Origin of the sequence: Janthinobacterium sp. RA13 (genome assembly GCF_000745325.1) — a bacterium.
Classification (GTDB): Bacteria; Pseudomonadota; Gammaproteobacteria; order Burkholderiales; family Burkholderiaceae_D; genus Janthinobacterium; species Janthinobacterium rivuli.
This window is the reverse complement of record NZ_JQNP01000001.1, coordinates 869,867-883,773: the sequence shown is the minus strand read 5'-3', so window position 1 is coordinate 883,773 and position 13,907 is coordinate 869,867. Positions and strand designations below refer to the sequence as shown.

14 protein-coding genes are annotated in these 13,907 nt (G+C 63.8%); 6 read left to right on the top strand and 8 right to left on the bottom strand.

Annotated features, from left to right (window positions below; all coding sequences use genetic code 11):
* Positions 1-221: 221 nt before the first annotated feature.
* The gene (locus FG13_RS03735; RefSeq protein ID WP_035827096.1) at positions 222-2,009 is read left to right on the top strand and encodes a GGDEF domain-containing protein; all 1,788 of its coding nucleotides are present in this window, start codon (positions 222-224) and stop codon (positions 2,007-2,009) included.
* Positions 2,010-2,039: 30 nt separating this feature from the next.
* Here the strand turns inward: FG13_RS03735 and FG13_RS03730 are convergent, their stop codons facing one another.
* From FG13_RS03730 to FG13_RS03710, 5 genes are all read right to left on the bottom strand, one after another.
* Entirely contained in the window at positions 2,040-2,468 is a 429-nt protein-coding gene (locus FG13_RS03730; protein WP_035818503.1) for a DUF6386 family protein, read from the bottom strand.
* Positions 2,465-2,941 (bottom strand): DUF4262 domain-containing protein, encoded by a 477-nt coding sequence (locus tag FG13_RS03725; RefSeq protein WP_035818500.1) that lies wholly within the window; start codon positions 2,939-2,941, stop codon positions 2,465-2,467. Before FG13_RS03725 ends, FG13_RS03730 begins: the two co-directional genes overlap by 4 nt.
* 101 nt (positions 2,942-3,042) lie before the next feature.
* The gene (locus FG13_RS30785) at positions 3,043-4,431 is read right to left on the bottom strand and encodes a tetratricopeptide repeat protein (protein ID WP_035827093.1); all 1,389 of its coding nucleotides are present in this window, start codon (positions 4,429-4,431) and stop codon (positions 3,043-3,045) included.
* Positions 4,432-4,607: 176 nt separating this feature from the next.
* Positions 4,608-5,237: a 3'-5' exonuclease gene (locus FG13_RS03715; RefSeq protein WP_170846245.1), complete on the bottom strand. Its 630-nt coding sequence runs from the start codon at positions 5,235-5,237 to the stop codon at positions 4,608-4,610.
* 38 nt (positions 5,238-5,275) lie between these two features.
* Positions 5,276-6,526, bottom strand: coding sequence for an Hsp70 family protein (locus FG13_RS03710; RefSeq protein WP_035818497.1), 1,251 nt, complete (start codon positions 6,524-6,526; stop codon positions 5,276-5,278).
* 225 nt (positions 6,527-6,751) lie between these two features.
* Here FG13_RS03710 and FG13_RS03705 point away from each other — a divergent pair, with 225 nt between their 5' ends.
* Both FG13_RS03705 and FG13_RS03700 read left to right on the top strand, forming a co-directional pair.
* Positions 6,752-8,767, top strand: coding sequence for an Ig-like domain-containing protein (locus FG13_RS03705; protein ID WP_051958469.1), 2,016 nt, complete (start codon positions 6,752-6,754; stop codon positions 8,765-8,767).
* Positions 8,768-8,934: 167 nt separating this feature from the next.
* The gene (locus FG13_RS03700; RefSeq protein WP_081922404.1) at positions 8,935-10,032 is read left to right on the top strand and encodes a LacI family DNA-binding transcriptional regulator; all 1,098 of its coding nucleotides are present in this window, start codon (positions 8,935-8,937) and stop codon (positions 10,030-10,032) included.
* Between the two features lie 168 nt (positions 10,033-10,200).
* On the opposite strand, the gene FG13_RS03695 is transcribed toward FG13_RS03700, so the two are convergent.
* A complete protein-coding gene (locus tag FG13_RS03695; protein WP_035818493.1) occupies positions 10,201-10,620 on the bottom strand; it encodes a YidB family protein in 420 nt (139 codons plus the stop codon).
* 259 nt (positions 10,621-10,879) lie between these two features.
* Between FG13_RS03695 and FG13_RS03690 the strand changes: the two genes are divergently transcribed.
* The 3 genes from FG13_RS03690 (at position 10,880) to FG13_RS03680 (ending at position 12,456) form a co-directional block, all read left to right on the top strand.
* Entirely contained in the window at positions 10,880-11,092 is a 213-nt protein-coding gene (locus tag FG13_RS03690) for a hypothetical protein (RefSeq protein WP_034751103.1), read from the top strand.
* A gap of 109 nt (positions 11,093-11,201) precedes the next feature.
* Positions 11,202-11,909 carry a hypothetical protein gene (locus FG13_RS03685; protein ID WP_035818489.1) on the top strand — a complete coding sequence of 236 codons (708 nt, stop codon included), beginning with the start codon at positions 11,202-11,204 and terminating at the stop codon, positions 11,907-11,909.
* Positions 11,910-11,982: 73 nt separating this feature from the next.
* Positions 11,983-12,456 carry a DUF6328 family protein gene (locus FG13_RS03680; RefSeq protein WP_035818487.1) on the top strand — a complete coding sequence of 158 codons (474 nt, stop codon included), beginning with the start codon at positions 11,983-11,985 and terminating at the stop codon, positions 12,454-12,456.
* A 9-nt stretch (positions 12,457-12,465) separates the two neighbouring features.
* Here the strand turns inward: FG13_RS03680 and FG13_RS03675 are convergent, their stop codons facing one another.
* Both FG13_RS03675 and FG13_RS03670 read right to left on the bottom strand, forming a co-directional pair.
* Positions 12,466-12,924 (bottom strand): DUF421 domain-containing protein, encoded by a 459-nt coding sequence (locus FG13_RS03675; RefSeq protein WP_035818485.1) that lies wholly within the window; start codon positions 12,922-12,924, stop codon positions 12,466-12,468.
* Between the two features lie 42 nt (positions 12,925-12,966).
* The gene (locus tag FG13_RS03670) at positions 12,967-13,878 is read right to left on the bottom strand and encodes a LysR family transcriptional regulator (RefSeq protein ID WP_035818483.1); all 912 of its coding nucleotides are present in this window, start codon (positions 13,876-13,878) and stop codon (positions 12,967-12,969) included.
* Positions 13,879-13,907: the final 29 nt, after the last annotated feature.

Here is a 13,907-nt window from a genome sequence, read left to right as displayed (position 1 = left end):
CGACGGAATTGGCAAACTGACGTTCATGCAAGAAACATTATCAAAAGCAAAGTCGTTTCATCAAGCCGTCATAAATCTTCTTTACTATCGGCAACATGTTCATGGCCCGTCCAGAGGCCGTGCCGCCACGTCCGCCTATGCACACTCTCGCCCTCCCCACCGCCGCGCCGCCCGGCGCGATGCCATCGAATGTGGCTTACCTGACGCCGCCATCGATATCCATGAGCATCGAAGGGACGGATGCCTTGCACGAGATCCTCGCGGGCCGCAAGCTCAGTGCGCTGTTCCAGCCCATCATCCACATGCACAGCGGCGACATCATCGGCTACGAAGGCTTGATACGGGGGCCGTCCGACAGCCCCCTGCACGCGCCGATGAATCTGTTCAAGGTGGCGCGCGCGCATGACCTGACCCTGGAAGTGGAGCACCTGTGCCGGCAAGTGGTGCTCGAACGCTTTGCCGAACTGCAACTACCCGGCAAATTGTTCCTCAACGTCAGTCCCGAATGCCTGTTGCTGCGCAATGCGCGCCATGGCGAAACCCTGGAATACATCGAGCATATCGGCATCAATCCGGACCGCGTCATCATCGAACTGACGGAAAACCAGCCCACGTATGACTACGAGCTGATGCGCGAAGCGGTGCTGCACTACCGCAACATGGGTTTCCAGATCGCCATTGACGACCTCGGTGAAGGCTTTTCCAGCCTGCGCCTGTGGTCGGAGCTGCGCCCGGAATACGTGAAAATCGACATGCATTTCATCCAGGGCATCAATAATGACCCCGTGAAACTGCAATTCGTGCGCTCGATCCAGGAAATCGCGGAAAAATCGGGCACCCTGGTGATCGCCGAAGGCATCGAGGCGCAGACGGAATTGCTGGTCTTGCGCGATCTGGGCGTGGCCTTCGGGCAAGGCTATCACCTGGGCCGGCCCAACGCGGTGCCGGCACGCGCGCTGCCGGCCGAAGTGGTGCAGGCGCTGGGGCGCAACGGCGTGGCCGTATATCCGCAGCGCAGCAGCCTGGAAAAGAACGGCGCCAGCATCCGCAAGCTGCTGCACCGGGTGGCGGCCGTGTCGCCCGAGAAAAACAATAACGAGGTGTACGATATTTTCCTGAAAGACCCGAAGCTGATGATCATCCCCGTCGTCGACGACGGCGTGCCGCTGGGACTGATCAGCCGCTTCGAAATGATCGACCACTTCGCCCGCCCCTACCAGCGCGAACTGTATGGCAAGAAATCCTGCAGCCTGTTCATGGATGCCACACCCCTGATCGCCGACCACGAGACGAGCTTGCAGGAACTCAGCTACACCATGGTGCAGTCGGACGCCCACCACCTGTTCAACGGTTTCATCATCACCGAGCACGGCCGTTACCTGGGCATGGGCACGGGACACGACCTGATGCGCGAAATCACGCAGATGCAGATCAATGCGGCCCGCTACGCCAACCCGCTGACGCAACTGCCCGGCAACGTGCCCATCAACGAGCATATCGACCGCTTATTGCACAGCGGCAGCCGCTTCTGGGTCTGCTATTGCGACCTCGACCACTTCAAGCCCTTCAACGATGTGTACGGCTACCGCAAGGGCGACGACGTGATCCAGCTGACGGGAGAAATTCTCAGCGGCCATTGCGACCCGAACCGCGACTTCATCGGCCACATCGGCGGCGACGATTTCATGATCCTGTTCCAGAGCGAAGACTGGGAAACGCGCTGCCAGGCCATGCTGGACGACTTCGCGGCCGCCATCCTCGCCTATTACAGCACGGGCGACTGCGAACGGGGCGGCTACATCAGCGAAGACCGGCAAGGCAAGAAAGTGTTTTACTCCTTGATCAGCCTCTCGCTGGGCGTCATCAAGGTCGAGGCGCACCAGTACTACACGCACCATCAGATCGCCACGCAGGCGGCCGAAGCGAAGAAACAGGCCAAGAAAATCCACGGCAACAGCCTGTTTCTGGACCGGCGCCAAGGCACGGGCGCGGCACGCATGGATGCGTAGCCAGCGACAATAGCAAAAAGCTCAACGGAATCAGATGCGCACGAGGTCGCCAAACGCATTGCTGCCGCACGCATCGGGCACGAATGCCAGGCTGATGTGCGCGCCATCGCGGCGCGCCTGCAGGCGGTAGTTGCCTGCGGGAACGTCCACGAACAGGCCGCCATATGCCATGTCCGGTTCCAGGCCGCCGCCCGTGACGTCTTCCCCGGCGCCGATGAAGACGCGGCCCGAGGTGACGGCCAGATGCACGACTACCTGCGGCTCGGCAAGTTCGGCGTGCAAGACAAGTTCATACGCGCCGTCGCCGCCCACGTTGAAAAACGCCACCTGCCCCGCATTCACGGCAGCCAGTTCCGCGCTGGGGAGGCTCCACCAGTCGCAGTCATCATCCAGCCTGTGGCGCAGGAGCGCCGGGTCGAACACGCACACGGTGGCCGTGCCGGTGACAATACTCGTCATGCGGCCAGCGGCGCCGGTCCCAGCAAGGGCTGGCTCGCCACATACTGCGCACTGGCTTGCGCCTGCCACGGAAAATGGCCATCGCGCGACGGCCAGACGATCTGGTACAAGATAAAATCATCGCCTTGGTAATACCAGCGCGCATAGCCGACATAGTTGCGGTATTGCTCCACGGGCACGCGCACGAAAGCGCACTGATGGCCTTCCAGCAAGACGTCCGTGGTGGCCGTCAAATCCGTGATGGCGCCGCTGCGCGCGGCGTCCAGCGCCACGTCGAGTATCTGGTGGGCCATGGCGCGTGGCAAGCCCATGATCAGGAATTCAGGCTGGCCGAAGCTGTGGCAAGCGCCTATGGTAAAAGCATAGCCGGGACCTTCTTCATCCGCGCTGATATGCACGCCATGCCAGCCATGCGTGGCGATGTCGTCGATGACTTTTTGCTCGGATGCATCCTCGCCTGCCTGCCTTACCATGGTCCACCTTTCACTGTGCCGAAAACCATGCCGCGTTCGCGACATGCCTGCCGGCAATTATCGCATGCAGCACGCGTCCGCGCACGCACGGTGCCAGTGCTTCAGTCGCGCGGCGGCAGCGGCGGAAAGCGCACCTGGTGCCATTGCCGCATGCGCTGCTGCGCCTCTTGCAGCTGCGCCGGCTCCAGCCTGGCGGCAGCTGCTTCCCGCGCCTTCGCCGCCCCGCTATCGCCGCCCTCGGCCGCTAGCGCCAGCCACATGTAGCCACAAACGGGATCTTTCTCCACGCCGCGCCCGCTGTTGTACATGCCGCCCAGGTTGTATTGCGCCAGCGCATGCCCCTGGCCGGCCGCGCGCGCATACCAATGCACGGCCAGGCCATCGTCTTGCGGCACGCCATGGCCGTTCGCGTACATGACGCCCAGGTTGTTTTGCGCGCTGGCATCGCCCTGCTCGGCGGCCGTGCGGTACCAGCGCACGGCGCATACCTCGTCGCGCTCCACGCCCTGGCCATTGGCATACATCACGCCCAGGTTGAACTGCGCATTCGACGCACCCTGAGCCGCCGCCCTGGCGTACCAGTCCAGCGCCTGGCGCAAGTCGCGGACAACGCCGCGTCCGCCCGCAAACATGCCGCCCAGGTTGTATTGCGCCATGCAATGGCCTTGCAAGGCGGCACGCCGGTACCAAATGACGGCGCGCGCCTCGTCCTTGTCCACGCCCTGGCCGCGCGCCAGCATCAGGCCCAGGTTGAACTGGGCGTCGGCGTCATCCTGCTCGGCCGCCCGCTGCAGCCAAGCGTAGGCGCGCAACTGGTCGGGCGCCACGCCCAGGCCTTCCGCATACGCGACGCCGAGTTGCCGCTGCGCCACGGCCAGGCCCTGGGCCGCGGCCTGGCGGAACCAGGCCAGCGCCTGCGCATCGCTTTGCACCACGCCCTGGCCCCGCTTGTAGACGAGACCCAGGTTCAGCTGCGCCTGCGCATCGCCCTGCAAGGCGGCCTTGCGGAACCAGGCCAAGGCCAGCGCATCGTTCTTTTTCGCGCCCAGACCCTGCGCATACGCTTCACCCAGCAGAGATTGCGCGCTGGCCACGCCCTGTTCCGAGGCGCGGTAAAACCACGCCAGGGCCAGCTCGTCGCTCTGCAGCACGCCGCGTCCCTTGCGGTACATCTGCCCCAGGTTTTGCTGGGCCGAGGCGTCGCCCTGGGCGGCCGCGCGGCGAAACCACAGCACGGCGTCCTCGTCGCTCTGCGCCACGCCGCGGCCGTGGTAATACAGGGCGCCCAGGTGGTTCTGTGCAAAAGCCAGTCCTTGCAGCGCGGCCAGGCGTAGCCAGACAAAAGCGCGCGCATCGTCCTGCGCCACGCCTTCGCCCTTTTTGTACATTAATCCCAGGTTGAACTGGGCGTAGGCATTACCCTGCTCGGCAGCCGTGCGGAACCAGATATACGCTTCGTGGCTATCTCTGGCAGTATGGTGCTTGTCCATGTGCGCCCCCATCCACATTGCGCTTGCCGGCAGCACGCGCAAAACGGCGGCCCAGGGCGGCGAAATCGTGTGTTGCTTAAATTTTAAATTCGATGCGGGGGAAGGACTTGAGCAGGCTCAAACGAAATAACAAAATTATATCGTTTTGATGAGCCCGCTTAGAGGGAGAATGGCGCTCAGCGGCGCGATGGGTGTTTTTGCAGGAATTGCGGCACCTTGGCGGCGGCCAGCTTGTTCAGCGACACCAGCAAGTCGGCGTCGACATCGGCGATGCCATAGCTGCTGCGCAAGTGGCGGCCGATATGGATCAGCACTTGCGCCGCCACTTCCGCATCGGACTCGGCCCTGTGGGCGGCGCTCTTGAAGGCGATGCCCAGCTGGCTGGACAGCAAGCCCAGCTTGTAGCTGGCCATGCCGGGAAACACGCGGCGTGACAGTTTCAAGGAACACACGAGCGACTGGTGCGCCGGTGTCAGGTTCAGCCTGGCGCTTTCCGCGCGCAGGAATTTTTCATCGAAGCTGGCATTGTGCGCCGACAAGGCATCGCTGCCAATAAAATCCAGCAACTGCGGCACCACCTCGGCCACGGGCGGCGCCTTGTCCACCATGGCCTGCGTGATGCCCGTCAAGCCCGTGATGAACGAGGGAATGCGCGCATTGCAGTTGATCAGGGTCACATAGCGGTCCGTGATCCGCCCGCCCTCGATGCGCAGCGCCGCCACTTCCGTGATGCGGTCGCCCATGTCGGGCGACAATCCGGTCGTCTCGAAGTCGATCATGACGATCGGTTTGTCAAACACATTCATGAAGTCAGACTCTTTCTGCGATGCTGCGGTGGGCCAGCTTAGCCGAACTTGCGCACGGCGTCCAGCGCGAGACCTGCGCCAATGCTGCCGAACAAGTCGCCCTCGACCTTGCGCGCGGCCGGCACCAGGGCGGCGATCTTTTCGCGCAGCAAGCGCACGCCGCTCGAGCCGCCCGTGAAGAACACGGTATCGACGGCGTCCGGCGCCACGCCCGCATCGCGCAGCAGGCGCAACACGGTTTCTTCCACGGAACCGCACAGGTGGCCGATGGCTTCGTCGAATTGCGTCCGTTTGAGCAACAGGCTTTGCGCGGGCGACAGGCGGTCCAGCTCCAGCTGCACTTCGGCCGCGTCGGACAGGGCGATCTTGCCCTCTTCCACTTTCATGGCCAGCCAGTGGCCGGCGCGCTCGTCGATCAGCTTTTGCAAGCGTCCCATCTTGTCTTGCTCACGCGCATCACGGCACACGTCGGCCAGCTGCACCCAGATCTTCTTCGTGTACGCCAGGTTGATCGTGTGCCAGGTGGCCAGGTTGAAATAATAGCTGGACGGCACTTCGCTATTGTTATGCAGGCGGCTGCCATAGCCGAGCAAAGGCATGACGGAAGACAGGCTCAGGTATTTATCGAAATCCGTGCCACCGATGTGCACGCCGCCGGTGGCGAGGATGTCCTCACGCCGTTCGGTCTTTTTTGCCCGCTCCGGCGACAAACGCACCAGCGAAAAGTCGGACGTACCACCGCCGATGTCGGCGATCAGCACCAGTTCTTCCTTGTCGATTTGCGACTCGTAGTCGAAGGCGGCGGCAATCGGCTCGAACTGGAAGGCGACGTCCTTGAAGCCGACGGAACGGGCCACTTCGGCCAGGGTGTCTTGCGCCAGCTGGTCGGCTTGCGCATTGTCATCGATAAAGAAGACGGGACGGCCGAACACGGCGGACGAGAATTCGCGGCCGGCGGACTGCTCGGCGCGGCGTTTCACTTCGCCAATGAATTGGGCCAGCAACATGCGGAAGGGCAAGGCACGGCCGCCCACTTCCGTCTGGCCATCGATGAGACTCGTGCCCAGCAAGCTTTTCAGCGAGCGCATCAAGCGCCCCTCGTAACCGGCCAGATAGCCGGCCAGCGCCGCGCGGCCAAAACTGACTTCCTCGTCTTCCGCATTGAAGAAGACGACGGACGGTAAGGTCGTCTTGCCATCTTCCAGGCCGAGCATGGTGCTCTGCCCGGGACGTGCCCAGCCTACCGTGGAATTTGACGTGCCGAAATCGACGCCGCAAGCATTGGCCATGTCGACCCTTCCCTGAATAAAGGGGCGTTATGTTATCAGAAGGCAGGACATTGCACCAGCAAAACCCGTTCAGCCCCGTCAACAGCATAAGCTTGCTTTGCATCAAGTAGTTGCCGCGCGCAAAAGCTACTCTTTGAAAATTGATGCCGAGCAACTCGGCCAGCTCCCGGAGACCCATCGTGCCCCTCGCCCCCTCTGCGCCGCCCACGCCACCTGCCCGCAGCTTTGCTGGCCGCCTTCCTCGTTTCCCTGGCCGGCTGCGGCGGCGGTTCGGCCGATACCCAGGCAGGCGCCGGCTGCGCACTGCACAGCACGGCAGGCTGCGGCGGCAGCCCGCCGCCGGTCGTCAATCCGCCCGTCACCCCGCCCGTGATACCGCCCGTCACGCCGCCCGAGCCGGCCAGCCTGGCCAGCGCCGTCAACCTGGTATTTTCCAGCACGGAACTGGCTTCGGCGGGCCAGCCCGGCGGCGAAGTGGCCGTCACGGCCCTCGTCAAGGATGGCGCCAACCTGGCCTTACCCAACGCAAAGATTTCCTTTGCCGCCGATTCCGGCATCCTCGGCAGCGTCGATGCCGTGACGGACAAGAACGGCCAGGCGCGCGCCCTGCTGGGTACGGGCGGCGCCAACAGCAACCGCAGCATCACCGTCACGGCCAATGTCGGCACGCGCAGCGGCAAGGGTACGGTGGCCGTCACGGGCAGCAGCGTGGAATTGCTGGGGCCGGCCGCCTTGATGCTGGGCCAGGGCGCCGACCTCATCGTCACCGTGCGCGACTCCGCGCGCAAGCCCGTGGCTGGCGCCGCCATCACCTACAGCACGGGCGCCGGCAATGGCGTGCGCGTCAAGGATGGCGGCGCGGCGCTCAGCAATGCGCAAGGCCAGCTGGTGCTGCGCCTGACGGCAGGCAGCCTGGGCAAGGATGCCGTGTCCGTCAGCGCGCTGGGCGCCGCCGCCACGCAAGCGTATGCCGTGGCCGGCAGCGATTTGCGCCTGAGCCCGACCGTGGGCCAGGACGCCAGCGGCGCGGACGTGCTGCCGGAAGTGGCCACCCTGGCGTGCCAGCCCATCGATGCGCGCTATGAGAGGGCGGGCGTGGCGCAAACGGGCAGCGCCAGCCTGTCGACCTCGCGCGGCAGCCTGTTTGCGGACAGCGATTGCAGCCAGGCCTTGCCCGCCAGCTTGATTTTCAGCAATGGCAACTTGCCGCGCAGCTATGTGCAATCGGCCAACGCGGGCGTGACCACCATCACGGCCGCCGTAGCGGGTGGCCCCACGGCGCAGACGCGGCTGGAATTCGTCGCCCCGCTAAGCGCTGCCAGCAGGCTGGCCGTGCAAGCGGATCCGGCCGTGCTGCGCGCCAATACGGCCACTGCGGCGGCACTGGCCGACAACGCCAGTATCAGCACAATCAGCGCCGTGGTGCGCGATGGCGCGGCCAACAACCTGGTCAAGAACGCGCCCGTGCTGTTCAGCATCTTGAACGACCCCAGCGGCGGCTACCTACGGCAGGCGGGCCCGGTGCTGACGGGCAGCGACGGCCTGGCGCGCGCCGTGTACGTGGCGGGGCCGGCCGATAGCGGCCGCGACGGCGTGCTGATCCAGGCCCGCATCGAGGGCGCGCCGCAAGCGGCGGCCACGGCCCTCGTGCGCCTGACGGTGGCGCGGCAAGCGCTGTCGATCAAGCTGGGCACGGGCAGCCTGCTGCGCGAGCATTCGGCCAGCGTGCTGCAGAAGGACTTTGCCGTGTTCGTCTCCGACAGCGCAGGCAATGCCGTGCCTGGCGTTGCCATCACGGCGGCAGCGTGGCCCAGCCGCTACGCCAAGGGATCTTATGTGTGGCAGGCGGACAAGCCCGAGTTCCCCGACACAGGCGTCTGGCGCCTGGCCCTGCCCCGTTACAGCTGCGCCAATGAAGACGTCTTGCGCAACGGCATCTTTGACGCCGCCTACGACCGCAACGGCAATGGCGTGCTCGACCCGGGCATCCCCCTGACCGTCAGCGCCAGCGGTCTGAGCGACGCGCTGGGCATGGCCACCGTCACCGTCAGCTATCCGCGCAACTATGCTTCCTGGGTGGAAGTCACCCTGACGGTGCGCGGCAGCGTCAGCGGCACGGAAGCGAGCGCTACGGCGGAGTTGCCATTGCCTACCCTGGCCAGCGATTTCAGCGCGCGCCGCGTGGACCCGCCGGGACGCCTCAGCCCCTATGGCAGCGGCCCCTGTGACAGCCCCGATTAATGGGGGCGCTCGACACTTGCCATTCAGTCATATTTTTTGCAACATAATCAAGAAGGCAGTCTTGCCATGCGGCAATCTTTTGCGCTATGCTCATTCTGCCCGCCCAGGCCGCCACAAGCGGCCGGGCCTGCAGGAATACTTTGAGACAGGTTGCTTGCCAGACCAATATGCGAAAAAAGAATACTGTAGCCCGGACACCCAGCACCACCAGCCGCGCCATACCCGGCGCGGGACGGCGCGTGACCTCGTATGACGTGGCTCTGCTGGCCGGCGTGTCGCAATCGGCCGTGTCGCGCTGCTTCAAGCCGGGCGCCAGCATCTCGCAAGCCACCCATGCCAAGGTCATGCAGGCGGCCATCAGCCTCGACTACATCCCCAACGCGGCCGCGCGCAGCCTGATCACACGGCGCTCGAACCTGGTGGCCGTCATCATTTCCAACCTGGCCAATCTGTACTATCCGCAAGTGCTGTCCGACCTGAGCCAGCAAATCGCCCGCCAGGGCAAGCGCCTGTTACTGTTTACCCTCGAGCGCGAAGCCGATATCGGCAAGGTCTTGTGCGATGTGTGGCAATACCAGGTCGATGGCGCCGTCGTGGCCGCCTGCCTGTCGGACGAGCAGATGGCAGAATTCGGCCGGCGCGACGTGCCGCTGGTGCTGTTCAACCGCAGTCCGCGCGAGCACGCCGTGCATGCCGTGCTGTGCGACCAGGGGGAAGCGGCGCGCCTGCTCGTCTCGCGCCTGGCCGAGGCGGGCCACCGCCAGTTCGCCATCATCGACGGCCCCGGCGACTCGGCCGTCGCGCAGGAACGCAAGGCCGGCATGCTGGACCGTTTGCTGAGCCTGGGCTTGCCCGCCCCCATCGTCGTCAGCGGCAACTACGATTACGCCAGCGGCGGACGGGGCTTGCGCAAGGTCATCGACCGCCTGGGCCGCGTGCCGGACGCCGTCATTTGCGGCAACGACATCATGGCCATCGGCTGCCTGGACACGGCGCGCCACCAGATGGGCATCCAGGTGCCGCTGCAAATGTCGGTGGCCGGTTTTGACGCGCTGGATGCGTCTGGCTGGCTCAGCTACGACATCACCACCCTGCGCCAGCCCGTGCAAAAGATGGCCACCGACGCCGTCGCCATGCTGGGCGAACTGATGGAGCGGCGCGGCGGCAGCGCCGAGCGGCGCCGCTATTGCTCGTATCTGGTGGAAGGCAGTACGGCCAGGCTGACTGTCGAGCAGCCATATTTCGGCATGATGGCCGCCGCCTGAAAAACGCCCGTGGCGTTGTTGCCTGCCCCTCGCCGTACTATTCGTACTGTCTTCGGGGCCGCGCCTAGCCACAGGCGTTTTTCAGACGCTCGCACTTCTCTGCCAAAAACCTTGCACATAAAAAAACCTCGCATCGCTGCGAGGTTTTTCACTTTCAAGACCTGGGAATCAACCGAATATCTTGCCCTTGAGCATATTCAAACCCTGGCTGACGAGGTCATTGCCTTCCGGTACCTGACCATCGGGCGTCAGCTTGTCGATCAACTGGGGCAGCAAGGCTGCCAGGCCGCCCGAGGCGGCGTCCGGCGCGACGCCCGCTTTTTCAGCGATCTGGGTGATCGTGTCGCTACCGAGCGCATCCTTGATCTGGTCGCCGGACACGGGCGCATTGGCGCCGGTGCCGATCCAGCTGGCCACCTGGTCGCCCAGGCCGCTTTCCTGGAACTTCTGCAGCAGACCGGGCAAGCCGCCATGCTGGTTGACCAGGTCCATGACGCTGGCCATCAATCCCGATGGGGCTTCCCCGTCAGCACTTTTATTACCCAAAGCGCTCATCGCCTGTCCTGCAAGTTGGTCTAGCAAACTCATCGTATTCTCCTGAACGCTATCGATTCGTGCCGCGTGACTGCGGCGTCCGGCATGGCGCAGACCTTTCTCCGCCATGGAAATCATTATACTATGAATAATAAAATGCCATAATTACAATCTCGAAGCGAACGCACGGATGGCCTCGCTGCCGAGGCATCCACCTCCATCATATTTAGTTCGGCACAACTTGCAAGCGTAAATTGACACTTTGCAAAAACGTGTAGAATTAATTTCCCCACTTACTGAGGAGTATCAACACATGAACATCAATAAAGCGGTAGACAAGGCTTACGAAAAAAAGACGTTCAAGGAAATCGCTGATGCCCCCGTCGATGCGCTGCAAGGCGTGAGCGAGAAGGATGCGGAGCTGCTCAAGCAAGCCTTCAATATCAAGACCGTGCGCGACCTGGCGAACCTGAAATACTCGAAGTGGGCGCGCGCCATCGTCACCCTGGCCGATACGGAAGAATAAACCGGGCCATGCCTTTGGCATTCCCGTCAGCACAGCCCGCCCGAGACGGCGGGCTTTTTCATGTCGGCCCACTATCGGCTCGCAAGCCGATAGCTGCGCGGAGGCCCCATTGCTCACGCCGCTGACCCTGCCCGGCATCTGCTGGCCCCTGCAAGCGAGCACGGGCGATCTTGCCGTCACCACGTCCCACATCACGGGCCACTTTCGCGCCGGTGCGGGGCTGGACGCCATCGTCCTGTGCGATCTGCTGCCTGCTGGAAAATTTCGCAACGGCGCGGCGCGCCACTGGTGCCGCACGCACCAGTGCTACTGGGGCACGCAAGCCGACCTGGCCGACCGGCAAGCAACACAGCAGATGCGTTGCCGCCAGCACGCCAGCCCCATGGGCTATGTGCTGTACCCGGAACTGTTCGACCCCATGCAATTTCACGCCACCACCTTGCGCCTGGGCACGGATGGCGTGCTGCAACTGCGCGCCCGGGCCGATGACGGCGGCGCCCTGCTGGCGCGCGACCTGGCCGCGCTGGCCATCGACTGCCGCGCCCTGCCAGGCCTGTTTCCTCCCGACGTCGTGCAGCTGAATATCACGCCGCCCGCCGCGCAGGCGTTCGCCGCCACGCTGCAGGCAGGCACACCGCTGGACTGCAGCGATTGCGCCCGCTGCGGCCACCCGCACCTGGACCTGGGCAGCTTCGCGCTGGCGCCGCACCGGCGCCACAGTTGCGGCCATTGCGGCCACGACGCCTCGCACAGCGGCACGGCCATCGTCTCGACGCCGCTGTGGCGCTTGCGCCAACGCTACACGCAATGGTTCTGAAGGTGCGCCCGCCCACAGTCGGCCTGGTCGCTTGTGCGTAGACTGGGGCCATCACCACCACGAGGATAGCCCCATGCCGCAAGCGCGACACCAGGATGAAAATGACCAGCAAGGCGACGAAGGCGACTTGTCCGACCTGCTCAGCGAATTGCGCATCCTCTTGCCAGGCGCGCAGATGCTGACGGCCTTCCTCATCATCCTGCCCTTCAACGGCGGCTTCGCGAAGATCGTGCAGGCGGAAAAAGTCGTCTTCCTGCTGACGTTTTTCCTGTCCATGACCAGCCTGGTGCTGCTCAGCGCGCCAGCCATCCAGCACCGCGTGATGCGGCCCCTGCAAGACCGCGAACGTTTTAAAAGAGTGGCCGACCGCATCATGATGTGCGGCGCCTTTGCCCTGGCGCTGGCGTTTATCCTGGGCACCAATCTGGTGATGTCGGAAGTGTTTGGCCACATCGCCGGCATCATCGCCGGCGTGCTGATGGGATCGCTCATCATTTGCATGTGGTGGTGGCTGCCCCTGCATTTAAAGCGCAGCAAGAAAATGTGATCCGGCCGCTTACTTTTGCAGGATGGTGATCTTGCCATCGGCCTCCAGGAAAGCGCATTTCATGTCCTGCAACGCACAATCCGCCTCGCGCAGCGCCTGCTCCACATCGCCGCCGGCCACCCTGCATTTCTTGACGACATCGTCAAAAATCTGGCCATCGCGGCCCAGCAGCACGGGCTTGCCATCGACCAGGTCGGCGAACTTGCGGCTGCGTGAACTCAGCCAGGCGATCAGCATGTTGAGACAGATCAAGGTCAAGGCCAGCACCAGGCCGCCGGGAATCGAATCGTCGCCGCCCGACAGCGAATTCGAGACGGCTTCGCTCAGCAGCATGACCACCAGCAAATCGAAGGGCGTGAATTGTCCCACCGTCCGCTTGCCCGTCATGCGCACCATCAACAGCAAGGCAAGATAAATGATGACGGCGCGCGCCACCAACTCCCACACCGATACATCCATGGCAAACATGGCAATCCTCCTGACGAATGATTGCCTTATTTATACGTCTTTTTACGCCGCCATGGCCACACCGCTGGCCTGTTCCAGTAGTGTCTCGCGGAAAATCCCCACCAACGGACGCAGGTTGACCTTGTGCCAGGCCAGCCACAAGGGCGTGCGATAGCTGAACCACGGCAGTTCCCTCACGACGACGCCGGCCGGCGCGTGCTGGCGAAGGCTGTGCTGGATCATGGCCATGCCCAGTCCGGCCGCCACCAGGCCCAGCGCCGTCAGCGGTTCCGTTGCTTCCAGCCGGATATCGGGCGTAAAACCGGCGCGCGCGCAGGCGGCGATGAAGTTATCGTGTTTCAGCACGCTTTCCTTGTGCAGCACGGCAATCCACTCCTCGCCTGCCAGATCCTCCGGGGTCAGCTCGGCCTTGGCCGCCAGCGGGTGCGTTTCCGGCAAGGCCAGCAGCATGGGGTCGCTCAGCACTTGTGCGCAATCGAGATCCGGGTCGTTCGGCAGCGGCGGTTCGCACAGCAGGGCAATGTCCAGGCTGCGCTGGCGCAAGCCTTCGATCTGCTCGGCCGAATGCAGGTTATACAGGGCGATGTGCACCTGCGGCCGCGTGGCGCGCAAGGCGCGCAAGCCGTCCGGCAACACGCCCGCATGCATGGCGTTTTCGATATAGCCGATGCACAGGCCGCCTTCGTCGCCGCGCCCCAGGCGTTTCGCCAATGCTTCCAGACGATTCCCGTGTGTGATAAAAGCGCGCGCTTCGGCGAGAAACGTATGGCCGTCGCGCGTCAGGCGGATGCGCTGCGCGCTGCGCTCGAACAGGGTCAGGCCCAGCCTGTCTTCAAGCTGGGCGATTTGCCGGCTCAGCGGTGATTGGGAAATGTGCAGGCGCTCGGCGGCGCGCCCCACGTGTTCTTCCTCGGCGACGGCGATGAAGTATTGCAATTGGCGGATGTCCAGCATATCAGACCTTTCAGGACTCAAGTTGCGCA